Below are 23,312 nucleotides of genomic sequence, written 5' to 3' on the forward strand. Positions count from 1 at the left end.
CTGATTACCCACGTAAAGCAGGGTTGCCGTACCCTGCCCAGGCTTGATAAGCCTGCTTTATATCATTTTGATACCGCTTCTTGCTTGGAACCAGGCGACGGTTGGCGGTATACGGCGGAGAGACAACAGTGGAGCCAACCCAGGGTGATCGGGTTTTCGCAATCTGGTTGCGAACCACCGCGCCAAGAGGGGGCGGAGGTAGCGCCTGATGCCTTTGCTGTCGTTTCTTCGGCCACCGTCGAGATGGTTACGCCACTTTCGCAGTTTGTTCGCCTCGCCGTTATCCGACCAAGCTCTGCGCCTTTTTAGCGTTCGTCTATTGGCTGAGCGTAGTCCAAATCGGGTTCGTGCCTTGCTGGTGGAGGCGGTTTTGCTACTGATCGGTGCCAAGAGCGCCTGTTTGCTAATGGGGACGACAAGCGGCCCGCAGGTGATGAGTCGCGGTGAGCGTTATGGTCGAGACGCATGGGCCATGCTTGATAATCGACCTTGTACCGACTGGCAGGAAGCGCAGTTCCGAAAAGCCAAGCAGCGTTGGCAACCGTGGCTTTCCGGACACGGGCAAGTGTGTTTGCCGTTGTGGAAGCGGGGAGAGTTACTGGGGCTTTTCTTGTTCGAGGTGCCGGGTGCAGGCGCTCGGCTTTTGGAGGTACTGTCCTTAAGGCAGCTTAGTTACGTTGCTGCCGTTGCGCTTGATAATGCGCGTTGGACGGAGCGGATGCACTGTGTGTCCGATCTCTACGGGCGTATGCTGGCGACCGCACAGGAAGGCGTTTGGCTTTCGAATGAGCAGGATATAACCACGTTTGTTAATCGGCGAATGGCCTCGATGTTGGGCTACCGAATCGAGGAGATGGTCGGACGCTCGGTGCTGGATTTCGTCGCGCCGGATTTGCGACAGCATGCCGCGGATGCCTTGCAACGCGAGCGCTCCGGCACGGTAGAACGGCACGACTTCCGCCTCTGGCATAAGCGGCAATACCCAGTGTGGGCCATGTTTACCAGCGTGGCACTGCTGACCAACGATGGAACGTACCAGGGTAGCCTAGCGATGGTTACCGATATCTCCGAACGTAAACGTGCGGAGGCTGCCCTGCGGGCGAGCGAGGCTAAATACCGGAACTTAGTGGAAACCTCTCGGGATTTGATTTGGTCGGTGGATATCGAGGGGCGTTTCACCTTCGTCAATAACGCCTCCCACCGAATCCTCGGCTATAAGCCTGAGGAAATGATCGGCCGGCACTACGCGAAATTTGTCGACCCGGATCATGTTGCCAAGGACGCGGAGGTGTGGGAATACCTGAAACAGGGTCGGTCGTTCACTCGCTATAACACGGTATACCGTCGCAAGGATAACAGTCGCGTTAGCTTGAGCTTTTCGACCTCCATGCTATCGGATGAGCAGGGGCACCCTATTGCCGCGGCAGGTACGGCGGTGGATCTGACACCGTTAGAAGAGGCCGACGAGGCGATTCGCGATCGCGAATCGCGCTTACGAAGTTTGCTGGAGCAGCTGCCCGCAATTGTCTGGACGACCGATATGGATACGCGCCTGGTATCGGTTCAAGGTTCTCAGCTCCACTATATCGATACGGACCTCACCCAGGCGGTGGGTCAAACGGGTGCGGAAATACTAGGCAACGAGGACGATCCGCTACTGAACTTGATCAAACGAGCGCTTAAGGGCGAATCCGGGTCGATTGAGGGCAGGTGGTTCGGGCGGGTTTCGCAGGCCCATGTCGAACCGCTAAAGGACGCGCAAGGCGTCATTATCGGGTCGCTAGGCGTGAGCTTGGATATCACCGAGTTGCGCCGCTCTCAGGAAGCACTGTTCGAAGAGCGCGAGCGGGCTCGCATTACCTTGGCGTCGATTGCCGATAGTGTTGTTACGCTCGGCAACGACGGCTGCGTGACCTATCTTAATCCGGCGGCGGAAGCCGCTACCGGCTGGTCCAATGCCGAGGCGCTCGGTAAGCCGGTAGAAACGGTGTTGAGACTGGTTGACGACACTAACCGGCAGCCGCTTGGTCAAGAAATCTATGATGGGTTGAGGACGGGAAATCTCAGTGGTTTGCACGGCTGCTCGCTGGATCGCGGTCAGGGCGATTATGTGGCGATTGAGGATAGCATCGGTCCGATTCGCGATCGTCAAGGGCGGCGGCTGGGTGCCGTTTTAGTCTTCCACGATGTTAGTCGCAGCCGGGCCTTGGCGGCGGAGTTAAGTTATCGGGCGACCCACGATGCCTTAACCGATCTGCCAACCGCAGCTTGTTGCTCGATCGGATGCAAGTAGCCATCGACCACGCGGCACGGCACAGGCAGCATGTTGCGGTCCTATTTTTAGATCTCGATCGTTTCAAGCATATCAACGACACCTTAGGCCATCCGATTGGCGATAAGCTCCTAAAGCAGGTTTCCCAGCGTTTGCTCGCTAACGTTCGCCGCACCGATACGGTGAGCCGACGCGGCGGCGACGAATTCGTCGTGTTGTTGTCGGAAGTTGAGCGTTTGGAGGTGGTCACCGAGCTGGCGGAGAGCCTGATTACCATTCTCGCCGCGCCGTACCGAATCGATCAACACGAACTGCACCTGACCGTCAGCATTGGCATCAGCGTTTATCCGGAGGATGCGGACGACCCGGAAAACCTGATCAAGGATGCCGACATTGCGATGTACCATGCCAAGGAAAGCGGCCGGAATAATTTCCGCTTTTTTACCGCCGATATGAATCGCAAGGCGCAGGAGCGCTTATTTCTGGAAGATAGCCTGCGCCGAGCCTTAGATGCGGGCGAGTTGAGCTTATTGTATCAGCCGCAGATCAACTTACGGACGAGGACCATTGTCGGCGCCGAGGCCTTACTGCGTTGGTATCATCCTCGGCAAGGCTTCATTCCGCCTGGGCGCTTTATTCCGGTGGCCGAGGACTGCGGCTTGATCATGGCGATTGGGGAGTGGGTGCTAATGGAAGCCTGCCGGCAGGCGCAAGCATGGCGCGAGGCCGGCCTACCGGCGATTCGAATGGCCGTGAATTTTTCGCCGATCCAGTTCCGCCAGCAACGGGTTGTCGGCAGCATTCGCCACGCGCTCGATGCCACCGGCCTGGCGCCCGAGTTGCTCGAACTAGAGCTTACCGAGCGGGTGGTTATGCGCAATGCCGAGAGTGCAGCCGGGCGTCTGCGTAAGTTAAAGGATCTCGGAGTTCGTTTGGCCATCGACGACTTCGGCACCGGTTACTCATCCTTGAGTTACTTAAAGCAGTTTCCGGTGGATAATCTTAAGATCGACCAGCATTTCGTGCGCGATATTCGCACTGACCCGAACGATGCCGCGATTGCCAGCGCGATAATCAGCATGGGGCATAGCTTGCGCCTAGGTATTATTGCCGAAGGTGTGGAGGACCAAGACGCCCTCCGTTTCTTAGCCGAACAGCACTGCGACGATGTACAGGGCAATTTTCTCAGCAAGCCGGTCACCGGCGAGCAACTTGCCGGTATGCTACGGGGAGACGGCGCCGGTTAAGGTCGCCGCCGCTGGTTTGCTACCTACTCCAGCTCCCGCGCTCAGGTCAGCCAAGTATCTCCGTTAGCGCGTCGATTAACTGCCGACACTCCGCTTCGGTACCGATGCTGATCCGTAGAAACTGTTCGATCCGCGGCTTATCGAAATGGCGCACGATGACGCCTCGCGCGCGTAAGGCTTCGGCGAGCACACGACCTTCGTGCGCCGGATGGCGGCAGAATACAAAGTTGGCCTGCGAAGGTAGCACTTCGAAACTCAACTTTTTCAAGGCCCCGGTTAGCCAATCGCGGTTAGCGATGACGGCTTGACGGGTCTGCTCGAAATACGCCTCGTCCTCGATAGCGGCAATGGCGCCGACCTGCGCCAGGCGATCGACCGGATAGGAGTTGAAACTGTTCTTTACCCGATCCAAGGCTTCGATCAAGGCGGGTTGTCCCAGGGCAAACCCCACTCTTAGCCCGGCGAGGGATCGTGACTTCGACAAGGTTTGGGTGACCAATAGGTTGGGGTACTTCGGTATCAAGCGCGCAGCGGATTCGCCGCCGAAGTCGATGTAGGCCTCGTCGACGACAATAACCACGCCATCGTTCATGCGCAGTAGGCGCTCGATATCGTCGAGCGGCAGTAGGCGGCCGGTCGGCGCATTCGGGTTGGGGAAGATAATCCCGCTACTGGGCTGAAGATAGTCGTCCACCCGGATCGCAAACTGGTTGTCCAGCGGAACGCGTTGGAAGTCGATTCCGTACAGATTGCAGTACACGGGATAGAAGCTGTAGCTAATATCGGGGAATAACAGCGGCCGGTCGTGTTTGAGTAACCCAAGGAAAATGTGGGCTAATACTTCATCGGAGCCGTTGCCGATGAAAACCTGCTCGGTAGTTAGCCCGTAATAGCGCGCGATCGTCTCCCGCAGCTGCTCGGAGCTCGGCTCCGGATACAGGCGCAGTTTATCGTCGGCCGCCGCTCGGATCGCTTCGAGCGCCTTAGGCGAAGGTCCGAAGGGGTTTTCGTTGGTATTCAGCTTGACCAGATTGTCCGTCTTCGGCTGCTCGCCGGGGACATAGGGGCTTAAGCTGTGAACGAACGGGCTCCAGTAACGGCTCATCCTAGGTATCCTCAAGAAACAAGGCGGTTATGGTAACGAGCGGCGTCCGCTAAGGAAACATACATTATCTCTCGCCTTGCGGAGGCAGGATAGAGGCGATAACAAGGCGGCAATCACACTTGTAGCGTAGGCTGATATATCATGGCGGACTAATAAAATATCGACGGGGGAGACATGGCACGAGAAGATTTTCGTTTTCTACACCCCTTGCGGGTGCGTTGGGTTGAAGTCGATGCGCAAGGTATTGTCTTCAACGGTCATTACCTAACCTACTTCGACATCGCTGCCACCGAGTATTTCCGGGAGATCGGCATTCCGTATCCGTCGCGCCTGGAAGAAATCGGGGCCGATTTGTTCGTCGTCCACTCCGCTATCGACTACCATGCCCGGCCGGTTTCGACGACGAGTTAAGCATTGGTTGTCGGGCGGCAAGACTAGGTCGGTCGAGTATCCAATTGCTGTTGGAAATCCATCGTGGCGACGCGCATTTGATCAGCGGCCAGCTGGTGTATGTGACCGCCAACCCCGAACAGCGGCAAAGTGTCCCGATGCCGGCATCGTTACGCCAAGCCATTCTCGACTACGAAAAGATATCGCCGAGCGTGGCTTAACCAAGCGGTAGGGGGCGCTCTTGGCCGAGCGCCCCCTTGCTCGGTGCAGGTGGGATGCTAAATCGTCACACCCCGCTGGGTGACGATTACGATGATGTTGACCAGGAAAAAGCCCAGCAGGAATAAGCCGAAATAAGGTTTTAAATCCCTATGCCGCCGACGGCTGCCGGCAAATATCAACAAACCCGCGGCGGAGCCGAGCCAAGCCAAGGTGGGAGCGGCTAAAGTAACGCCGCCTATACCCATTAGCCAAAAACTTAGGCTCATGAAGCCTACCGAGAACATGCCCAAGCCGATGCAGACAAGCACCGCACGCCGAGTTCCGAGCGCCAGTGCATAACCGTTCTCTCCCGCTTGCGCGTGCTGCGGCCATTTGAGTTTGCGCCCAAACTCGAAGTGCAGCGCCGCGCATAGATAAGCGAGGATAACCGGCAGTGCCAACCCTAGCGAGGGTGCGGCGGTGTTGGCTAGCGAGAGATAGCTCCATGCATAGACGTTAAGTGCGGCGCTGACGGGAAACGTAATGGCGAGATTCAGCAAAACCGACACGCGCATCCTCCGCCAGTAACGCTCCAAAGCCCATAATAGAACGCCATAGGCCATGTTAGCGGCCGTAAACAGCGCCAGCCACGGCGAGAGCGTAAGGTTGATTAACACGGTTAAGCCGGCAGCGGCCAATGCGACGCCAATGACCTCCAGATGGCTGATCGTGCCGCTTACCAATGGGCGGTCCGGGTTGTGGCGGCGGTCGTAATCGAAGTCCTTCATCTCGTCCACCGCCCGTAAGAACAGCAGGATGAGAAAAAAGCTTACCGCAACCGCCGCTTGACCGAAGGTCAAGCGCCAGGCGCCGTCGAAGCCGCTGAATACGGCGAATAACGACATAGCCCACAAACCGGCAAACAGCGCATAAACCTTGGGCGGATGGACCGCAGCGATAAACGCCGTAAATCGTTCGAGCCGAGACGCTTGTAACGTTGCTTCCATCACTCGTCCTCTTTCTCTAGTAAGCGCACGAAACCGTTGCCGCCGTCGATTTCCAGCTCGGCGCCATCGGGAATGCGGCTGGTGGCATGAGGAACGCCGACAACGGTGGGGATACCGAACTTACGCCCGGTGATGGCCGTGTGCGAAAGCATACTGCCCCGCTCGACGACAATACCGCGCGCGGCAAGCATTAGGAATAGCCAGCCGGGGTCGGTTTCTTTCGCAACCAGTATGGTGTTTTCCGGCAAGCGGTCGATGCTGCCGGGGTCATGCACCACGCAGGCCCTACCCCGCGCTACCCCCATACTCGAACCCAAGCCCCGTAACTCGCCGGTTTCTTCCTCGGCTTCGGCAAACAACGAATTGTCGCGTAAGCCGCCGCGCGTGGTGAAACTTTCCGCGACGTTCTGGCGGTTGTACTCCGTTACTTGTTCGCGCCGCCGTTGCACCGTCTCCTGCAAGCGCTCGTCAAGGCCCGTGCCGTCGACGTAACCCATGATTTCCTCAATGCCGAGATAAAAGACATCGCGAGCGTCGTCGATAGCGCCTTTATCGGCCAAATACTGGCCTAAGCGTGCGAAGATATCTTTACACAGACCGAACAGCTCGCTGCGGCAATAGCGGGAGTTCTCCCGGTGCGCGACCACCCGGCGCAGCTCGTCCACGACCCGGCGCAGGATACGCTTGCGAACGGAAAAACGTCCGAAGTGACGGTCCAATTCCGCCTCGGCGGCCGCGCGTAAGGCTTGTTCGTTAGCATCGGATGTCACGCTCGCATGCGTCGTACCGAGCAGGCGGCGGATACCTTGGAAAAGGATTGCCGGGTCTTCCCGCAGGCTCGGCGTCTCCATTTTCAGCTCTTCCATGCTGCGGTCGCCGTAGCGGCCGATATGCGTATCGAGCAGTTCGAGCAGCGGCCCTTCGAGTAGGCGTTTCCGGTAGAGATCGACCAGTTGCGCATCCCCCAGGCGCTGGAATAAATCCGAGGATGCCGTGTCGGCGCCGACATGTTCGGCAATACGTAACACCGAGCGGAAGATTTCCACGCTTTCGATGGCTTCGCCGCCGCACAGTAAGTTGCTCAGCAAAGCCTGATTGTCGTCCAAGCCCCAGCGCGTAAATAGCTTTAAGGCCGTCCCGTAGAGCGTAAAGATGTACGCGTCGTTAACGAGCGTGATTCCCCAGCGCGCGCCGGCATCGCGCCACAGGCGGTAGAATTCCTCGGTTAGCACCAGCGGGTCGTCGGTGCGTTTTAACACCTCTCGCGTTTGGCCGGCGCGCCCCTGCCACCATGCTTTAAACTGATGCATGCGTCGAGGGTGGCCGATGAAACTGCGGAAAAAGCGGACACCGGCGGTTGCGACATCCAGCTTCTTCCGCCATTGCGAGCGCTCCGGGGCCGCTTCCATCGGCCCGACAGCGTACGATGTCGGCAACCCGATCATGGCTTCCCAGAAGGGGTAAAGCTTCGGGTAAAGCGGGCTTTGCTGGTGGAGCCGATAAAATGTACTTAGCGAGTAATACACCCGGCCGCCGACATAACCGATCATGCGGTCGAGCAAAAAGAAATTGCGCTCCAATTCGTGGTCTGGGACACCGATGCGACGGTACGCATCGCGAAAGATGACCCGATAGAACAGTTTCGCCAGGCTGTAGGTCAGGGGGCTGGATACGCCCGGGTAACTCTCGGTGACGTTCAGGCCGGTCCAGACCCGCGTGCTGTTTTGATCGATAGCAATAGGGCGCGCCTGAAGGAAATGAATCGTGCCCTCGGCATCGAGGGTACCTTCTATATCTTGCGGCAGCCCGAACAGCGCCTCGATTCGGCGGCCGTAGTCGGCGAGCTTGTGTAGCGTCGGCTCCGGCAGACAGGCCGTTTCGCGCAGTTCCGCGGCGACCGCCGTTTTGTCAGTTCGCCGGGCGTTTGATCGCGTACCAATTGGCTATGTTTATCCGCCAGCACCTGGCGTACCTGTGCGGTTTTGCAACCGATAAAGTAATGATCGACCGGAACGGTCTCCTGCACGACTCCCTCGCCGATACCGTAGCCGGCCACGATCACGGTATCGCGAGCCAGCGAGGTCGGGTCGCAGGTGAACATCACGAAAGATCGCTCGCCATCCACCATCCGCTGAATGCCTACGGCGACGCTGACATCCAGTAAGTCGATGCCTTGGGATAGGCGATAAACCAAGGCCTTCTCGCCAAAAGCCGATGCCCAGCAATCGCGGATGCGGGTTAGTAACTGCGAGCGGGATACATAGAGATAACTGTCGCTGATACCGGCAAACGGATTATCGGCGGAATCTTCGCTGAACTCGCGCCGCTTGGCGACCATGCTAGCCCGTACCGAAACCGTCGGGTTCGGTCCGAAGCGCTCGTCGAATCGAGCCAGAATGGCCGCTTCCGTCGCCGGGTCGAAGCGGATCTCGCTAATGAGCGCAGCAATATGCCGTGCCGCCTTTTGTAGGTGATTACGATCGTTGAGATCGACGCCGGCAAGATGGATTTCGATCCGGTGCCGTAGCGGTTGCACCAGCCGGTCGAACAAACTTGCCGAGAGACAGAAAAATCCCGGTACCGGCAAGCCTTCGGCCTTGAGGCGTGCTTGGGAGTAGAATTTGCCGCCGACGTTGTCCGGCGTCATCGTCTGATAACGGTCTATGATTTCCATATCCGTGTCGCTCCTCTTAGAGGGCCAATCGTTGAGCCGCGGTGTGAAGCCGGGCGGCGGGGTCGTGACCGAGCACGGACGTGTCGAGGAGAGCGTTTAATCGTTTGATGCTACCGTAGTGATTCAGTCCGATCAGGCGTAGGCGATGGCTAAATTGCCTTATGCGTGCTGCCGGTAAGCGGTCCAAAAGACCCAACAACGCGGGTTGTGCGGGTAAGCTGAGCCGAGGCGGCGGTAATGCCAGTGCACCACGTAGGGTATCGGCGAGCCTTGCAAAGGATAGCGGCTCGGCGTAACCCACATTCAGCGGCGTAAACCCTCCTGCAATGCGCCCTTGCCCGATGGCGTCGACGAGACCGAGGAGAACCTTGGCATAGTCGTCAACGTCGATGACCGTAAACCTCTGACTACCATTGCCAACGCCCAGCCGTGCCTGCAGAAGACGCAACAGTCCGGGTAGAAAATAGCGATCCCCCGTGCCGAAGACATAGCGAGTGCGCAGGGCCAGCACCGGTATCGAGCAATGCGCTGCGTACGCAGCCAGCACATCCTCGCAGGCCGCCCGCGAGCGGGCGAGTTCGGTTTCCGGTCGGCGTGGGGCCTGTTCGTCGATGTCGGCTTGTTCCCCTTCGCCGTAAACCGAAAACGAGCTGGCGAAGAGAATGCCGCGAGTGTATGCGTTGCACTGGCGGGTCAGTGCCTCGACGCCGAGCGGATTGCAGGCGAACCCACTGCCGTCGTGGTCGATTTGCTTACTCGCACAGTGCACGATGACGTGCGGTTGCTCGGGTAATAAATCGGTGGGAGGCGAGGTCAACGAACCCGCCACACAACGGATATGAGGCGCTGCGGCCGTCAGCGGTTTTCGGTGCACGAAGGCGGTAACCGAATGCTCCGTTTGCGTCCGCAACCGTCTGATAAGCGCGCTACCGACAAAGCCGGTAGCGCCAAGCAATACGATATTCATGCTTGCCCTCCCCCATTACCAAAGGCCGGGCGCTAAGCGCTTACGGCCTTTTGCGTACGCGGCGTAATCGGGGATCTGTAACAAATGCCCTTCCTCAACGCGGATGCGATAAACCAGCGCCGGCAGAAAGACCAGGCCGAAAACGGCCAATAAGGGCCAGCTGAAAAACAGCACGAGGATACCGATATGAGCCAGCAACATCCCCGAGTATGCCGGGTGTCGCATATAGCGATAAGGGCCGTTACTGATAATGGCTTCTTGCTCCGGTGTCCGCACCCGATGCGAATAGCAGCGGCCCAAGCTACGAATGGCGTAGCTACGAAACAGCGCTCCGCAAAGGAACAACGACAAGCCCACCGCATACCAAAGCCCGAACCCCTGCCAGAGTGGCGTTGCTGCCAATGCTGTCAACATCGTCAGGAAGCGCGCGACGGCATACAGCTCGCAGGTGCCGTTATCGTCGGCGATATCGCGTTTCGCCTCGCCCCGGGTAATACGAAACTCGGACAGAATCCAAACCGCATAAAGCAGTACCACCGCCAAAATACCCCAGCTATGAGCACCGTCGGCGCGGGCGGCACTGTAGACGCCCACAGCCAACAAGGCGATTAAGCCGGCGAGGGCGATGAGTAATGGGAACAGCGCGCGTAATTTCTTCATGATTCACCCTCCTCCTTTAGGCGACCACGAAACTGGCTTCCGCACAGGTGCGGTCGCCTTGAGTCGCTTTCAGTTGGAGTCGTTGCGTACCGACAGCCGCTTGGTCGTCGGCGACAACCGTTTCGGCCACAATGCCGACAGGCCGGTCCAGCTCGGCAAATGCGTAAAGCTCAGATCCAGGTGCTGAATTTTCGGGTACGGTGCGGTAACTCCCGGCAAGCCGCCGGCAACCTCCATCGCCAGTTGACGCATTCCCTCAAGCAGCAGCATGCCGGGAGCGTGATCGTTCGGATGATCGAAGAAAAACAGATTGTTCAGATCGATAGCCAAGTTCGCGGCGATGCGGCCATCGATTCCCAGCCAGCGACGCTCGCCGAGAACGGAGCGAGCAAGGCGTGGGCGCGTACTAATTTCCAGCGCATTGGCTAACGGAACGGCACCTATTGCGGCGACGTTCGATGTGTGTTGCCGGGCGCCGCGGCGGAGCGCGCGGTAACGCTTTTTGGTCAGCACCGCAGAGTGTGAGAACTGTCGGTAGATCTGGCGACCGTCAACGTAGAAGGTGCTTTCCGCCGTGCCCGACTTAAAGCTGCCATCCGGATTGTAGCGAACGTCGGAGACGCAGATGTGGACATCGACATAATCGCATTCGCTCCAATCCAGTTCGTACAGCGAAGGCTCGGTGTCGACGCCCATGGTGCCGAGCACGAAATGCTGTCCTTGAGCGACGTTAAGGTAACTATGGCAACAGGCGATTCCGGCTTGGCGGCCGATTTCTATCAAGGGAAGCAGGACGTCGTTGGGGTGAAAGCGTAGCTCGTTCAGGTAGAGATTCGCTTGCGGTACGTAGGCGCCGCAGGCGAACTCCAGGGCCGATAGGCGTTGCATGGAGGTAACGAAAACGTTATCGATGCGACGTTTGTGGACAAGGTTGCGGGGAATAGTTCTTACATAGTCCAGGCCGGACTCTACTACGGGCGTTTCAGCAAAAGCGGACATCATCAATACCTCCTGATCGCTCCGCCAATGAAAGAGCCCGACGAACGCGCCGAAAGCAGATACTTAGCCGCGCTATGGGCGCGGTTTCGACGGTTAGTATCAACTCAGGGGCGGTGTGCCCTCCGAGTTTCGGGCTCTCCTACCAGCCTGTGGAGGAACGGCGGCGGGCAGATAGGTAAGGCGATGGGAGTGCGCATGGAAGGCAGCTGTGCTGTGATCGCTGCACTTACTCCCTGTGCCTTATCGCCATCCGTCGCTGCATGCCCCTCCGCAGCCTGTGTCTGCTGTCGCGTGGTGGTGCGACGATATTACTGCAGCGTTCGGCTGTCGATCGAACCTGCTAATAATTTCTTTACTTTACTCTTGTGTTGCGGCGCAACACCCTGTTGCATTGCATCATACGCCGAAAACTTCTAGTCAGGCAATGATCCGAATTGCTTATTGATGCAAATGAGATTATTGCTTAATGTGATACATTTGTCGATTGTGTTTATTTTTACCCTGTTGTTGCGTGTTTTGGCCAAGGGCTGCTCGTGGGAGGGGAGTAACAGGTACCCGTCGTCGTAGCGGTTTGTCGTCATTTCTTCATGGGAGCGGCTGATGTGCCATGCCAACTCGCTGGTGCTAGCGGTGCATGATGTCGGCCTGGGGTTCGAGCAAAGCCGGCATCTGCCCCGGGAATACACAGACTTGTTGCAGTATCGGTGTGTCGAAGCGCCCCGAGCTCACTGCACAAATATCGTGTGCGGCTTGCGGCCGCTTTTGCGAGGCCGTTCTTTCGTGCCAACCGTCAGGTTTCACGAAAGCGCTAGTGTGAAAATCTTTCCAACTGAATCCTTTTGAGGCTGGTGGCCGAGTTTCCACAACGAACTCGCGGTTCTGGCCGCGTGCCTGCCCCGCATGGGCCAAACCATCCTAGCGGAGACGTGAGAGCGCTACGGTAGCCGTAGGTTGTGGTTGAGCCAACGGCGAAACCCAGCATCCCCCCAGCCCCTTCCCACCCAGCAAGCGTTTTAAGATGTTGGGTTTCGGCTACGCCTCAACCGCAACCTACGGTGCTGCCACTGCCGTGGTGGCCCGTTCAGCTCCGGGCTGCGCCATTCCAGCCCCCCGTTCCTTTAATTGGCCCGAATTTGTTCGGGGTGTCGGGGTAGCTGTCAGGGGGGGCGTTTTATTGATACCGGCAACTCGGACAATCTCGAAAAGCTCGCGCTTTTTCGGGTATGGGGGAGGTGGTGCAAATAAAAGCATGAAGCCGACGCGGCTACAGCCGTGTCGGCTTCATGCTGAACGATAGCAACCTAAGCGCGCGGTGTGATGACCAATCGCTGGTCGCTCACTTGCACACGGATCGGAAGGTCAATGACGAAGCCGGCTTTTTCAAGCCAAGCGCCTTTGAGTAAAACGAAAGGAATGATTGTGTTTCTAGAGTGCGGACGAGGCTTGAGAGAATAATCCCGATAGCCTTTGCGCACCTTAAGATTGCGTTCTTGCATGTATTTCTCCTGTTGCAATTGTCAAGTTGCATGAAGAGCCGCCCCCAATTGGGCGGCCGGGAGGTTGACAACAGCAACAGGTACTGCCCCAGGTATTCCCTGCGCGCAGGTATTTTATTCCCTGGGCCTCCCGGCCATCGAGCCCCGGATTTCGGGCACAAAAAACCGCAATCTTCCGGGGTGCGGTTTGGCCCGCCTGTTGGAGTTGTCAAGCTCCGAGAAGAAGGTTAATGGTGTCGGGTAGTACAGGTCAAGCTGTGAAACGTCCATTACGGTAGCCAAACCGTATCTGTTCCGGCTCAAGGGTAATGAGGCATAAAAAAACCGCTGCGAAAGCAGCGGTTTTTACAGCTAGCGTTGCTTTCTCAATGTGCTATCGCATCTGCCCCGGCTTTGTCGTAAGCGGCGAGTTTATCCATAAGCTCGCGTGCCTGCGGTTCCTCGGGCAGGACGACGTCGACTTTGGCTCCGTTACGACGGAGTTTGAGCACGATCTTATCGATAGCGCCGACGGCGGAGCTGTCGGATAGGGAGACCTTGCTCAAGTCCAAGGTAACTTCCCGGTGCTTGGTCTCGTAGTCGATCTTATCGAGGAAATTATCCACGGCAACGAAGAATAAGAAGCCGGAGGCGCGGTAAGTCCGATGTTGGCCATCGGCGCTGTCCTCCGCCGTGACCTGAATGCGGTGGGCCATTTTGCGTGCAAAGAAAACCGCGCTTAATAAGACACCGGCAAACACGCCGATAGCCAAATCGTGGGTGAGCACTACGGTGCCCATGGTGACGATGAGAACCACGGCGTCCGTACGAGGCATCTTTGCCATCATTGGGATCGAGGTCCAGTCGAAGGTGCTGATGGAAACCATGATCATCACCGCGACCAACGCCGGCATGGGAATTAAGGCAACCCAGTCGCTAAGGAAGAGAATAAGCAACAGCAGGTATACGCCGGCGGCAAGGCAGGATAGACGGCCCAATGCACCGGATTTCACATTGATGATCGACTGTCCGATCATGGCGCAACCGGCCATGCCGCCGAAGAACCCGGAAACGATGTTGGCGAAGCCTTGGCCGCTCGATTCCCGGTTTTTATCGCTTGTTGTATCGGTTAAGTCGTCGACGATGGATGCCGTGAGCAGCGACTCCAGCAATCCGACTACGGTTAGCGTCAGCGCCACGGGAAGAATGATGCCTAAGGTCTCGAGGTTGAACGGCACCATGGGTATGCCGAATATCGGCGGGCCGGCCGGCAGTTCGCCTTCGTCGCCGACAGTACCGACCGGAAGTTCCCAGTATATTGCGATGGCCGATAAGCCGATGATAACGATGAGTGCCGGCGGTATTGCTCGGAAAATGTACGGTAGGCCGTAAAGGATCGCTAAGCCCGCTGCGATCATCGCGTACGTTATCCACCCGTGGCCGACGAAGTAATCCAACTGGGCCATGAAAATCAAAATGGCCAGGGCGTTCACGAATCCGAGCATCACGGTACGCGGAATAAACATCATGTAGCGAGCAAGTTTCAGCTGGCCCGCGATAATCTGCAAAATGCCGGTAAGCACTGTAGCCGCAAACAGATATTCGACGCCGTACTCGTCGACTAGCGTGATCATCAACAACGCCATCGCGCCCGTCGCGGCGGAGATCATTGCCGGTCGGCCGCCGGCAAAGGAAATAACGATAGCGATGCAAACGGAAGCGTAAAGGCCCACTTTGGGGTCAACGCCGGCGATCAGAGAAAAGGCGATGGCCTCCGGAATCAATGCCAGGGCGACGACGATACCGGCGATGAGATCGCCGCGAACATTGCAAAACCATTCATGGCGCAGCGTATCCGTGCGGCGCTTGAGCGCGTCAGGCAGCATTTATGAATCCTTACCTTAAAGAGGGGCTATCGACTCGCTAATATGTTTGGGAGCCAATTGGGATCGTTAGGAGGCGGGGGGCCAACGGGCCATTCGGCGCAAGACGTAACCGTTGAAGGTTGTGGTGAGCCGCGTTCGTATCGGGCCAAGGTCGTACGGCGTGTGTCGCGAGCAAGTCTTCGGCACGAGGCTCCCGATCAGCTCCTTAATAAATAAGAGAGCGCGCGAGTCTATGCGATTTGTTACGGCGATACAAGCTTGATGAGCGTCAAGATCAGGCTAGGACAGCCTGTCGATCTTACGTTACTCTTACTGGTGGCTGATCGCTTTTTGGTTTGCCGGTTTAGCGGGCTTGTGCGTGTTCATGGCCGGACGCCGATTGGGCACTAGTTCAACGATCATTATCTTGGAGTCGCTATGCTGCGTCGTATCCTTGTCCCTGTGGATTTCTCTCCTGCCTCGGCACGCGCCTTGGCGGTTGCGCGCGATTACTGCCCCGAGGATGCGACGATTCGCATCCTACACGTGTTAAACCCAAGCCAATTGGCCGCTCAGACAGCGAATCCGACCATTAACCCGATGCATGCGGCGGACATTCGCAGCGACGCCGAGCAACGGGCCTTGGAGAAGCTGCAAAAATGGATGCGCGAGGGCGAGGAGCAGGCGTTGGAGTTTGGCAGCGCGGCGGAGAAAATCAGCGAGCATGCCGAGCGTTGGGGGCGGATATGATCGCGATGGGTACCCGTAGTCGTAGCGGTTTGTCGCACTTCCTTCATGGCAGTGCGACCGAGTGGCTGGTGCGGCATGCCAAACCGCCGGTGCTAGCGGTGCATGATGTCGAGCTGGGGTCCGAGCAAAGCCGGCACTTGCCCCCGGTGGAGTAGTTAACCGGGGCAAGAGGCGAGGAAGTTGCTTAGTGTTGTGGCCTGAGGCTGGGCTCCAGCGTCGGGAATACGCAGACTTGTTGCAGTATCGGCGTGCCGAAGCGCTCCCACTCTCGTTCCCAGCGCTTGGCCGGTGCCTCGAAGGTGAAGGCCCACATGCTGCGGCTGGACTCATGAGTCATGATGAATTTATGGACGATGACCGGCTTCATGCCTTTGGGGGCATCGCGAAAGCGGCAAATTATAGTCTCGATGCCTGCTTCCGACGAGCCGGTCGTGAAGCGCAGCATATCTTTATCCGGTAGGCCCATAACAAAAGGCGCCAAGTAGCCGGCGGCATACTCTTGGGCGCTGCGCTGCCAGGCGCTGGTCAGGCGAGCAATCTGGACGGTGAAACCGGTTTCGAACCAGCGGCTTGCGGAGAAGCGCTCCGGGCTCACTGCACAAATGTCGTGTGCGGCTTGCGGCTGCTTTTGCGACGCCGTTCTTTCGTGCCAACTGTCGGGTTTCACGAAAGCGCTAGTGTGAAAATCTTTCCAACTGAATCCTTTTGGGGCCGGCGGCCGAGTTTCCATGCGGCGAAGTCCTTATTCGCTAATCCCTTTTCCGTGATACTTATAGCACGCCGGTCGGTTTTGGCAATATGCCAGGAAATTTGCCGGCGTGGGTACTGGATTGTTACGGACCTTATACGGAGGAGCCGAAGCATAATCCCGTTGGGCCGGACGAGGGGGCACAGAAAGTGCGGCGGGGCGAATCAAACGGACCCGGTTGAGGCGGCCCGCTAGAGTGACCGTCGAAAGGCGGTTCTGGCCGCGTGCCTGCCCCGCATGGGCCAACCCATCCTACCGGAGACGTGGGAGTGCTACGGCAGCCGTAGGTTGCGGTTGAGGCGTAGCCGGAACCCAACATCTTCAAACGCTTGCTGGGTGGGAAGGGGCTGGGGGGATGTTGGGTTTCGCCGTTGGCTCAACCACAACCTACGGTGCTGCCACTGCCGTGGTGGCCCGTTCAGCTCCGGATTGCGCCATTCCAGACCCCCCGTTTCTTTAATTGGCCCGAATTTGTTCGGGGTGTCGGGGTAGCTGTCAGGGGGCCGTTTGGGGGGATTGGTACCCCTATCCTGCCGCAATCCGTTGCGCGGTTGCGGCAGGATAAGGCGTTATTTCGGCACGTTGTTAGATCTCTTCCGACGCTTCGATCAGCTTCGCACCGGACGAGGAATACTGAGCGCGAGTGTAGCTATCGCCGAAAATTTCTCGGTACAAGGCTTCCGCGGCGCGGGTGAGCAAGACCATCTCAACACGGCGGTTAGCGCCATGTTCAGGTTCCTCCGGCCGTATCGGCATAACGTCGGCCTGTGCGGTTACTTGCAGGATCGATGTTTCCGGCAAGCCTGCGCGCACTAACTCGTGGCGGGCGCGCAGAGCGCGGTCGCCGGAGAGGTTCCAGTTATTGTATAGCGCGTTGGCCGGATACGGCGTGGCGTCGGTGTGGCCGCTGATGATGATCTTGTTGTCGATGTTGCGTAGCACTTCTCCAAGCCGACGCAGTAAGCTGCCGAAGTGCGGATCCAGTACGGCACTGCCGCGTTCGAACATATAGCGTTCTTCGTCGTCCTTAATCAGAATCCGTAAGCCCTGCGGGACGACCTCGACTTCCAGGTTGGCGACCGCATCGAGTTCGGCGGCTACGCGGTCGAGCAATTCGGCCAGTTGCAGCAGCTCTTCCGGCGAATTGTAGTGGCCGTAGACATCCTCCGGCTCGATAGGCGGTAGCACGACGCGAAGGTCTTCCAACTCGACGGGGACTCGGCTAATGCCGTCGAAGATGCCGGTGCCGCCTTCGATGGGGGTGGTGGCTCGTTGTGCGCCGTCTTCCGGCTCGCTCGCTTCGTCGCTGCTGGAGCCTAGCGGTTGCACGATCCACAGTACCATGAACAGCGCCATCATCGCCAAAGTGAAGTCGGCGAAAGCGACTTTCCAGGCACCGCTGTGTTCTTCCTCGTGGCCCCGCTTCTTGCTGGGGCGCTTGATAACGGTGACTTCGACCTCGCCGCCACGGGACCGCTGCCTCATGCCGCCTCCCGTTCCTGCTCGTACTGCTCGACCCAGGTTTCCAGCTGGCGGAAGGCAGGCTTAACATCCTGCTCGATCAGTTTTCTTCCGGCATCGACGGCAAGCAGGGTCGGTTTGCCGGCCAGATGCGCGACCAGCGTGGTGCGGACGCATTCCAGGGCCGACATTTCGGTTTTTACCCGTTGCGACATTGCGTTGCTGAGCGGCTCGAACGCGCAGTAGCAGAGGAAAATACCGAGGAAGGTGCCGACCAGCGCGGCGGCGACGCCGGAGCCGATCTCCGACATCGAGCCGTCGATCCGGCCCATGACGATAATAATGCCCATGATCGCCGCGAGAATACCGAAGCCGGGCATGGCTTCGCCAATTTTGTGCAGCGAGCGGGCCGGCGTCATCATGGTATGTTCCATCGCCGTCAGTTCTTGTTCGAGAAAGCCCTCCAGCTCGTGGGCGTTGATCTTGCCCATCGCCATGAGGCGGAAGTTGTCCGCGATAAAGGCCATCAGGTTCGGCTCTTCGAGAATCAGCGGGTAACGAGCGAACAACTCGCTTTGTTCCGGTTCTTCGATATGGGCATCGAGCGCTTTCAAGCCGCCGACTTCGACCATTTCCAGCAATTCGTAGAGCAGCATCAAAAGTTGGCGTTGGAATTCGCGGCTGTGCCGTTTGTAGATGACGACGGCTTTGACCTGATACCACATCTCCGAAAGCACTTCTTTCGGGTTAGCGATGACCAATGCCCCCAAGGCGGCCCCGACCACAATAACAACCTCCGCCGGTTGCCATAGCACCCGCATGTCGCCGCCGGCCATGGCGTAACCACCCAACACGGCCATCAGGATGATTAATGCCCCGAGTACCTTTTGCATAACGTCGACTAGGACCTCTCGCTTAAAAAACGGCTTGCCTTGGTGAGTGCCTGCTTGCTGAGTTGGCAGACTCTGGCATCGCTAACTTCTAGCACTAAGGCGATTTCTTTCAGGCTTAATTCATACTGGTAGTACAGGGTCAGTACGATGCGTTCGCGCTCGCTCAGTTCGCCGAGCGCTTGCGCTAGCAGGTGCTCTTTGACGACCCGTTCTTCCAGCCCTTCTCCCGGTTCGGGGAAAGCTTCCTGACCGTTCTGCAGGAGCTTGTCGAGGCTCTCCAGCGCCTCGGACGATTCCGCGTGCAGATATTCCTGGTACTCTGCCTCGCTAAGCCCCGTGGCCTGCAAAACCTCCTTATCTAAGGGCGGACGGCCGAGCTCCAGGCTTAGTGCGCGGATGGTGTCGCGGACGCGGTGCGCGAGTTGACGCACTTGTCGCGGGCGCCAGTCCTGCCGCCGTAACTCATCCAGTATCGCGCCCCGGATGCGGCGCGCTGCGAACGCGCCGAACTGCTCGTCGGGTTCGCCGTAACGGCGCAGCCCTTCGAGCAAACCCATTAAACCGATCTGTTCCATGTCCTCTTGGTCGAGCACCTGGTTCGCTTGCAGCGAGAGTTGGCTGACTATCCGTTTGACCAAGGGAAGGTACTGCATTACCCAGCGCTGCTCGTCGTTGGGCAGAAACCCAGCGTGTTCCAGCGGGGGGTACCTTCGTGTACGGAAGCGTTGCCGTTCATCGCGATTCTCTTACTGAACGAGTATTTTGCTAATCAGTACATGATCGAAAGGCGTCGCGACGCGTTTCTCCCGGAAGTCGCGCAGCAGGGCCTGTTCAAGGCGCTGTTGTAGTTCGGCGACGGGAATGGCGCGCAGCTCTTCGAACTGAAAATCGGAGAGGTAAGAGATCACGGAGTTGCGAACCAGCGGCTCGACGCGGGCAACGCGGTTCTGCTCGGCCTCGTTGTCCGCTTGTTCGCTGACCAACATCAGGTCGAGTACGAAATAACGCTCGCGGCCGTTACTGGGCAGGCTGACGATGATTCGCTCTACCGGAAAATAGTCGTATTCGACTTGGCCCAGCGTCGCCTCGTGATACGCCGACGTCGGCTCGGGTTTGAGCAGGACATACAGTGCACCTACGCCGATGGCTACGATTATGGCTTGGGACACGACGGAGAGTAGGAAGAATCGAGCCATTATTATCGTTTCCGCTTTTTTGTCGGTTATACGGAGGGGGATTGCCGTTGCCGGCACGCCCCCGGTTTCGCTATACGGTGACCAGAACGTCCTGGCGGTTTTGCGTTCTCGCCTGTGTCGTCGTTTCGTCGCTATCGGCGGTGCCGTTAACGGTTATGGCCTCGTCGAGCGCCATCCGTTGCCCGGCCTGTGCTTGTTCTTGGCGTCCTTGCTGGTTGTCGGAGAAGACATTCACGTCGACGTGCACGAAGTTCTCGCCCATCAGCTCGTTGCGGAGGCGCTCGCTGGTTTGGTGCAACAAACGGGCGACGTCGGCGTGAGCGGCATTGATCTGAATGCTCAAACGCCCCGCGTCGTGACTTAGCGAGATATCCAAGCGCCCAAGCTCCGGCGGATCGAGCCGGATGGTGGCGTTTTGCACTCGGTTCTGTAGTTGCATATCGACCGTTTTACGGAGCGCATGAAGCATTTGTTCGCCCCATTTCGCTTCGGGCGCCTGCAATTTCAGCGTCTGTTCGATGGCGGCCGTTTGGCCTTGCTGCTGTCCGGTCGCACCCAGCAGCTGGGTTTCGCCGGTACCGGCTTGCAGCATAGTGGTCGGAACAACCCGCTCGCCCTGGGCGGACAGTGCCGCCTCTATCTGGGCGGCGGTAACCGCCGGCGTCATGGGGGCGATTGCGCTAAAGCTATTGAGCATCGCACTGACGGCATGGTGGGCCGGCCGGGCCTCGCTACCGGCTAAGGCGCGCTCGAACAGTGGGGGCGCCGGCTGGCTTTGTCCGCGGGCTTCGATAACGGCATCGCGCTGGTGCAGCGCCCCTTGCAACCACTTCTCCGCCAATTGCTGCTCTTGTAAGCTTTTTTCGGCGAGCAGTTCCTGGGCTTTTTCCCGTAAGGCAGCCTCGTCGAGCGCGGTCGATGGATCCGCCGCTTGCTCGGCGAGCAATGCCTGCTCCGCTTCGGCCCATAATTCGAGCGGGAGCTCGAACATCGGTACCGATTGCCCGGTTTCGGCCGTGTCGCCTTGTTTTAGAATGGCGCCTTGTCGTATAGACATGGCCTCCTGGCCCTTGTGTGCGGCCGGTTCGGGCATTGGAGCGGATGTTAGTAGAATCACGCGCTAGCTCCCCTGGAACAGCTCTACCTGTTGGTATTCGGCCCGTGCTTCGCCGTACTCCACGTGGTCGGCTAAGCGTTGGCGTAGGTTGTCGCATTCGTCCATACACGCTTGTAAGGCTTTGGCGTGCATTTCTTTCAGTTGTTGTTTGGCCGCTACGACATCGGCGTCGTGCGGGGTGCGAATCGCCGGCTTTTGCAGTTGCCGGCGAATCGCCGTATCGATCTTGCCGATCTGAGTCCAGTCCCCTGTCGCCAGTGCTTGTTCAAGCAGGCGGTGCAGGGCCTGCAAGCGCTGCGCATCAACGCCGGGCGGCATAAACGCCCTCCCAGCCTTCGCGAATAGTGCTGAGCAGGCTTTCTACTTCGTCGAGGCCTTCTAGCGATAAGGTGACGCTGACATCGGCTAGGCGATAGATGCAGTAGTCGTAGAGCCGTGCTAGGTCTTGTACGAGCTGGCCGCCCTCGTCGAAATCCAAGGCGCTGCTCAAGCTGTTCAATATGTTCATGCACTTCTCGAGCGAGATGCCTTTTTCCTGGAAACGCTTGTTTTCGATATGGCCGCGTGCGCGTGCCAGTTCGTCGAATAAACCGTCGAACAGGATCAGAACCAGCTCGTAAGGCGAGCCGGTGGCGGCTCGCGCTTCGAGATCTACCTGTCGGTAGTGGCCGTAACCGTCATCAGGGAAGTAATCGTTCATAGGAACATCCCTTGTGTTTGCTGCATCGCCTGCATCGTCTGCATCATTTGCGTGAACTGGCGCAGGTAGCGGTCGTAGTAGGTGTCGTATTGCCGCTGGATGTCTTCTAACTGTCGGTCAAGACGCGTCAGACTTGAGTTCACCCGGTCAATGCGGCCTTTGAGAATGCCGTTGGTATTGTTGGTGTAGACGCGCAACGTGTCGTTGATCGTGTTCAACATCCCATCGCTACCCATGAACAAGGCATCGAAACCGTCCGGGTCTTCGGCGATGGCGGCTTCAAAACGGTCGGCATCGATCTGTAGGCGACCGTTGCGGTCGGCCATGATGCCGTAAGACATTAAATCCTGACCGTTGAACTGGCTGCGGATGATCCGGTTGAGTTGGCTCTGGATGGCGCGCACGCCGGCGTCGCTGGCGAGGGCGCCGGCTGGGCTGTCCTCGCCGCCGCTGGCCAACTTGCCGTCGAATTCATCCATCAATTTGTTAAATGCGGAAACAAAGCTCTGCGCTTGTTCGGTCGTTGCCTCTTGGTCGCGCGCGATATCCACCGTCAGCGGTTGTTCGCCGGGGGCGTGGGTGCGAGTAAAGGTGAGGCTGACGTCCTCGATGACGTTATCGAACGTGTTGGTGGCACTGGTGAGCAGAATGCCGCCCTCGCCGCCGAGGTAAACGTGCGCGTCCCGAGCTTGGGCAAGCTGCCGCGGGTCGTTAGCGGCCGCGGCGAGATTCGCGCTGGCTCCCGTGGTGCTGAGCGAGATTTCATTCTCCTCACCCGTTTCTTCGCTGGTGAGCATCAGAATGTTTTCGCCATTATTGCGTACCAGAGACGCTTTTACGCCCGGATTGCCGTCGTGGTTATTAATGGCGGCGGCCAGCTGTTGGAGGGTAAGCCCACCATCGAGATCGACGGTGAAGGACTCGCCGCCCTGTGTCAGCGTTAGCTCGCCGCCATTAAGGTCGTCTTCGGTGAGGCCTTCAAGAGCGAGCTGGTGAGCGCTGGCGAGCTGCTCGACGTGGAACTGATAACGTCCGTCGGTCGCCTTCCTACCGATGTCGGCAGTAGCATAATCCTCGTGGCTGAAGGTCGCACTGCTGATGACCATTTGCGAAGCGCTTCGCAAGTCCGTCACCGTGCGGTTGAAATCGTTCAGCGCACTGCGCAGCGCCTGGAGCGCACTCAGCTCGGTTTGGTAGCGAGCTTCCTGGCGGTCCAGGCGTTGCAGTTGGCCATGCACGGCAAAGCTGGCCAACTGGGTGGACATTTCTCGGACGTAATCGGCGTCTATATTCATCATATCGAAATTTCTCCCAGAACTTGTATAGCAATATTGATGCCAGCGATTCTGCTTAGCCAGAACCTGGTTTTCGGGCCTTTAGCCTGAAAGCCGACTTCCGTTTCCCGCTGCCGGCACAGCTGAGGGGGAAGTTGCGTTTCCGCTTTTGCGGCAACGTCTACGAGCTGTAAAAGGCCGTGGCAAGGCTCGCCGGCTATTACTAGAGAAAGGCGACTACTAGAGCTGCCTTATTAAGGAAAGGATGAATAATTGTCTTGCCCTTGGGCAGGGGCTTAAAGCAAGGGGGC

The 23,312-nt window shown here is 58.1% G+C and carries 21 protein-coding genes and 2 pseudogenes; 5 read left to right on the top strand and 18 right to left on the bottom strand.

The window, feature by feature from the left end:
• Positions 1-208: 208 nt before the first annotated feature.
• Together CAI21_RS04095 and CAI21_RS04100 are read left to right on the top strand one after the other, a co-directional pair.
• On the top strand, positions 209-2,293 hold the full coding sequence (locus CAI21_RS04095) for a PAS domain S-box protein (RefSeq protein ID WP_116301132.1): 2,085 nt from the start codon (positions 209-211) through the stop codon (positions 2,291-2,293).
• Positions 2,284-3,519, top strand: coding sequence for a putative bifunctional diguanylate cyclase/phosphodiesterase (locus CAI21_RS04100; protein ID WP_116301133.1), 1,236 nt, complete (start codon positions 2,284-2,286; stop codon positions 3,517-3,519). The genes CAI21_RS04095 and CAI21_RS04100 overlap by 10 nt, the downstream gene beginning before the upstream one ends.
• Positions 3,520-3,565: 46 nt before the next feature.
• Here the strand turns inward: CAI21_RS04100 and hisC are convergent, their stop codons facing one another.
• Complete coding sequence (gene hisC, locus CAI21_RS04105; protein WP_116301134.1) at positions 3,566-4,624, bottom strand: histidinol-phosphate transaminase; 1,059 nt, start codon at positions 4,622-4,624, stop codon at positions 3,566-3,568.
• A gap of 174 nt (positions 4,625-4,798) precedes the next feature.
• Here hisC and CAI21_RS24610 point away from each other — a divergent pair, with 174 nt between their 5' ends.
• Together CAI21_RS24610 and CAI21_RS24615 are read left to right on the top strand one after the other, a co-directional pair.
• The gene (locus tag CAI21_RS24610; RefSeq protein ID WP_258867994.1) at positions 4,799-5,035 is read left to right on the top strand and encodes an acyl-CoA thioesterase; all 237 of its coding nucleotides are present in this window, start codon (positions 4,799-4,801) and stop codon (positions 5,033-5,035) included.
• Between the two features lie 44 nt (positions 5,036-5,079).
• Complete coding sequence (locus tag CAI21_RS24615) at positions 5,080-5,235, top strand: hypothetical protein (RefSeq protein WP_258867995.1); 156 nt, start codon at positions 5,080-5,082, stop codon at positions 5,233-5,235.
• Positions 5,236-5,292: 57 nt separating this feature from the next.
• On the opposite strand, the gene CAI21_RS04115 is transcribed toward CAI21_RS24615, so the two are convergent.
• The 8 genes and pseudogenes from CAI21_RS04115 to CAI21_RS04155 form a co-directional block, all read right to left on the bottom strand.
• Positions 5,293-6,222 carry a UbiA prenyltransferase family protein gene (locus tag CAI21_RS04115; RefSeq protein WP_116301135.1) on the bottom strand — a complete coding sequence of 310 codons (930 nt, stop codon included), beginning with the start codon at positions 6,220-6,222 and terminating at the stop codon, positions 5,293-5,295.
• On the bottom strand, positions 6,222-7,784 hold the full coding sequence (locus tag CAI21_RS04120) for a PEP-utilizing enzyme (protein ID WP_147305029.1): 1,563 nt from the start codon (positions 7,782-7,784) through the stop codon (positions 6,222-6,224). The genes CAI21_RS04115 and CAI21_RS04120 overlap by 1 nt, the downstream gene beginning before the upstream one ends.
• 219 nt (positions 7,785-8,003) lie before the next feature.
• Positions 8,004-8,896 (bottom strand): annotated as a pseudogene (locus tag CAI21_RS04130) (PEP/pyruvate-binding domain-containing protein); the annotation flags it as partial.
• A 16-nt stretch (positions 8,897-8,912) separates the two neighbouring features.
• The gene (locus CAI21_RS04135; RefSeq protein ID WP_116301138.1) at positions 8,913-9,863 is read right to left on the bottom strand and encodes an NAD-dependent epimerase/dehydratase family protein; all 951 of its coding nucleotides are present in this window, start codon (positions 9,861-9,863) and stop codon (positions 8,913-8,915) included.
• A gap of 15 nt (positions 9,864-9,878) precedes the next feature.
• Entirely contained in the window at positions 9,879-10,523 is a 645-nt protein-coding gene (locus CAI21_RS04140) for a methyltransferase family protein (protein ID WP_116301139.1), read from the bottom strand.
• 69 nt (positions 10,524-10,592) lie between these two features.
• Entirely contained in the window at positions 10,593-11,525 is a 933-nt protein-coding gene (locus CAI21_RS04145; RefSeq protein ID WP_116301140.1) for an AfsA-related hotdog domain-containing protein, read from the bottom strand.
• Positions 11,526-12,823: 1,298 nt separating this feature from the next.
• Positions 12,824-13,018 carry a SymE family type I addiction module toxin gene (locus CAI21_RS04150; RefSeq protein WP_116301141.1) on the bottom strand — a complete coding sequence of 65 codons (195 nt, stop codon included), beginning with the start codon at positions 13,016-13,018 and terminating at the stop codon, positions 12,824-12,826.
• A gap of 365 nt (positions 13,019-13,383) precedes the next feature.
• Positions 13,384-14,883 carry a SulP family inorganic anion transporter gene (locus CAI21_RS04155; RefSeq protein WP_116301142.1) on the bottom strand — a complete coding sequence of 500 codons (1,500 nt, stop codon included), beginning with the start codon at positions 14,881-14,883 and terminating at the stop codon, positions 13,384-13,386.
• A 417-nt stretch (positions 14,884-15,300) separates the two neighbouring features.
• Between CAI21_RS04155 and CAI21_RS04160 the strand changes: the two are divergent.
• Positions 15,301-15,767: pseudogene (locus CAI21_RS04160) on the top strand (universal stress protein).
• A 29-nt stretch (positions 15,768-15,796) separates the two neighbouring features.
• Here the strand turns inward: CAI21_RS04160 and CAI21_RS04165 are convergent.
• From CAI21_RS04165 to fliD, 9 genes are all read right to left on the bottom strand, one after another.
• On the bottom strand, positions 15,797-16,279 hold the full coding sequence (locus CAI21_RS04165) for a hypothetical protein (protein WP_220347751.1): 483 nt from the start codon (positions 16,277-16,279) through the stop codon (positions 15,797-15,799).
• 666 nt (positions 16,280-16,945) lie between these two features.
• On the bottom strand, positions 16,946-17,845 hold the full coding sequence (locus tag CAI21_RS04170) for an OmpA family protein (RefSeq protein ID WP_116301144.1): 900 nt from the start codon (positions 17,843-17,845) through the stop codon (positions 16,946-16,948).
• The gene (gene motA / locus CAI21_RS04175; RefSeq protein ID WP_116301145.1) at positions 17,842-18,714 is read right to left on the bottom strand and encodes a flagellar motor stator protein MotA; all 873 of its coding nucleotides are present in this window, start codon (positions 18,712-18,714) and stop codon (positions 17,842-17,844) included. The genes CAI21_RS04170 and motA overlap by 4 nt, the downstream gene beginning before the upstream one ends.
• An 8-nt stretch (positions 18,715-18,722) precedes the next feature.
• Positions 18,723-19,412 carry a FliA/WhiG family RNA polymerase sigma factor gene (locus tag CAI21_RS04180; RefSeq protein WP_309544652.1) on the bottom strand — a complete coding sequence of 230 codons (690 nt, stop codon included), beginning with the start codon at positions 19,410-19,412 and terminating at the stop codon, positions 18,723-18,725.
• A gap of 48 nt (positions 19,413-19,460) precedes the next feature.
• Complete coding sequence (locus CAI21_RS04185) at positions 19,461-19,910, bottom strand: flagellar basal body-associated FliL family protein (protein ID WP_116301146.1); 450 nt, start codon at positions 19,908-19,910, stop codon at positions 19,461-19,463.
• Positions 19,911-19,980: 70 nt separating this feature from the next.
• Entirely contained in the window at positions 19,981-20,967 is a 987-nt protein-coding gene (locus CAI21_RS04190; protein ID WP_181919259.1) for a flagellar hook-length control protein FliK, read from the bottom strand.
• Between the two features lie 63 nt (positions 20,968-21,030).
• Complete coding sequence (locus tag CAI21_RS04195; protein WP_116301148.1) at positions 21,031-21,345, bottom strand: hypothetical protein; 315 nt, start codon at positions 21,343-21,345, stop codon at positions 21,031-21,033.
• Positions 21,329-21,727: a flagellar export chaperone FliS gene (gene fliS, locus CAI21_RS04200; protein WP_116301149.1), complete on the bottom strand. Its 399-nt coding sequence runs from the start codon at positions 21,725-21,727 to the stop codon at positions 21,329-21,331. The genes CAI21_RS04195 and fliS overlap by 17 nt, the downstream gene beginning before the upstream one ends.
• Complete coding sequence (fliD, locus tag CAI21_RS04205; protein WP_220347752.1) at positions 21,724-23,025, bottom strand: flagellar filament capping protein FliD; 1,302 nt, start codon at positions 23,023-23,025, stop codon at positions 21,724-21,726. Before fliD ends, fliS begins: the two co-directional genes overlap by 4 nt.
• Positions 23,026-23,312: the final 287 nt, after the last annotated feature.

Source organism: Alkalilimnicola ehrlichii (assembly GCF_003399765.1).
GTDB lineage: Bacteria > Pseudomonadota > Gammaproteobacteria > Nitrococcales > AK92 > AK92.

Bases quoted from the DNA above. Each gene is read 5' to 3' on its own strand.
- CAI21_RS04150 (WP_116301141.1), bottom strand. From the start codon at position 13,018: ATGCAAGAACGCAATCTTAAGGTGCGCAAAGGCTATCGGGATTATTCT.
- CAI21_RS04100 (WP_116301133.1), top strand. From the start codon at position 2,284: ATGCAAGTAGCCATCGACCACGCGGCACGGCACAGGCAGCATGTTGCG.
- fliS (WP_116301149.1), bottom strand. From the start codon at position 21,727: ATGAACGATTACTTCCCTGATGACGGTTACGGCCACTACCGACAGGTA.
- CAI21_RS04095 (WP_116301132.1), top strand. From the start codon at position 209: ATGCCTTTGCTGTCGTTTCTTCGGCCACCGTCGAGATGGTTACGCCAC.
- CAI21_RS04170 (WP_116301144.1), bottom strand. From the start codon at position 17,845: ATGAGGCAGCGGTCCCGTGGCGGCGAGGTCGAAGTCACCGTTATCAAG.
- CAI21_RS04140 (WP_116301139.1), bottom strand. From the start codon at position 10,523: ATGAAGAAATTACGCGCGCTGTTCCCATTACTCATCGCCCTCGCCGGC.
- motA (WP_116301145.1), bottom strand. From the start codon at position 18,714: ATGCAAAAGGTACTCGGGGCATTAATCATCCTGATGGCCGTGTTGGGT.
- CAI21_RS04155 (WP_116301142.1), bottom strand. From the start codon at position 14,883: ATGCTGCCTGACGCGCTCAAGCGCCGCACGGATACGCTGCGCCATGAA.
- CAI21_RS04145 (WP_116301140.1), bottom strand. From the start codon at position 11,525: ATGATGTCCGCTTTTGCTGAAACGCCCGTAGTAGAGTCCGGCCTGGAC.
- CAI21_RS04195 (WP_116301148.1), bottom strand. From the start codon at position 21,345: ATGCCGCCCGGCGTTGATGCGCAGCGCTTGCAGGCCCTGCACCGCCTG.
- CAI21_RS24610 (WP_258867994.1), top strand. From the start codon at position 4,799: ATGGCACGAGAAGATTTTCGTTTTCTACACCCCTTGCGGGTGCGTTGG.
- CAI21_RS04190 (WP_181919259.1), bottom strand. From the start codon at position 20,967: ATGTCTATACGACAAGGCGCCATTCTAAAACAAGGCGACACGGCCGAA.
- hisC (WP_116301134.1), bottom strand. From the start codon at position 4,624: ATGAGCCGTTACTGGAGCCCGTTCGTTCACAGCTTAAGCCCCTATGTC.
- CAI21_RS04115 (WP_116301135.1), bottom strand. From the start codon at position 6,222: ATGGAAGCAACGTTACAAGCGTCTCGGCTCGAACGATTTACGGCGTTT.
- CAI21_RS04185 (WP_116301146.1), bottom strand. From the start codon at position 19,910: ATGGCTCGATTCTTCCTACTCTCCGTCGTGTCCCAAGCCATAATCGTA.
- fliD (WP_220347752.1), bottom strand. From the start codon at position 23,025: ATGATGAATATAGACGCCGATTACGTCCGAGAAATGTCCACCCAGTTG.
- CAI21_RS04135 (WP_116301138.1), bottom strand. From the start codon at position 9,863: ATGAATATCGTATTGCTTGGCGCTACCGGCTTTGTCGGTAGCGCGCTT.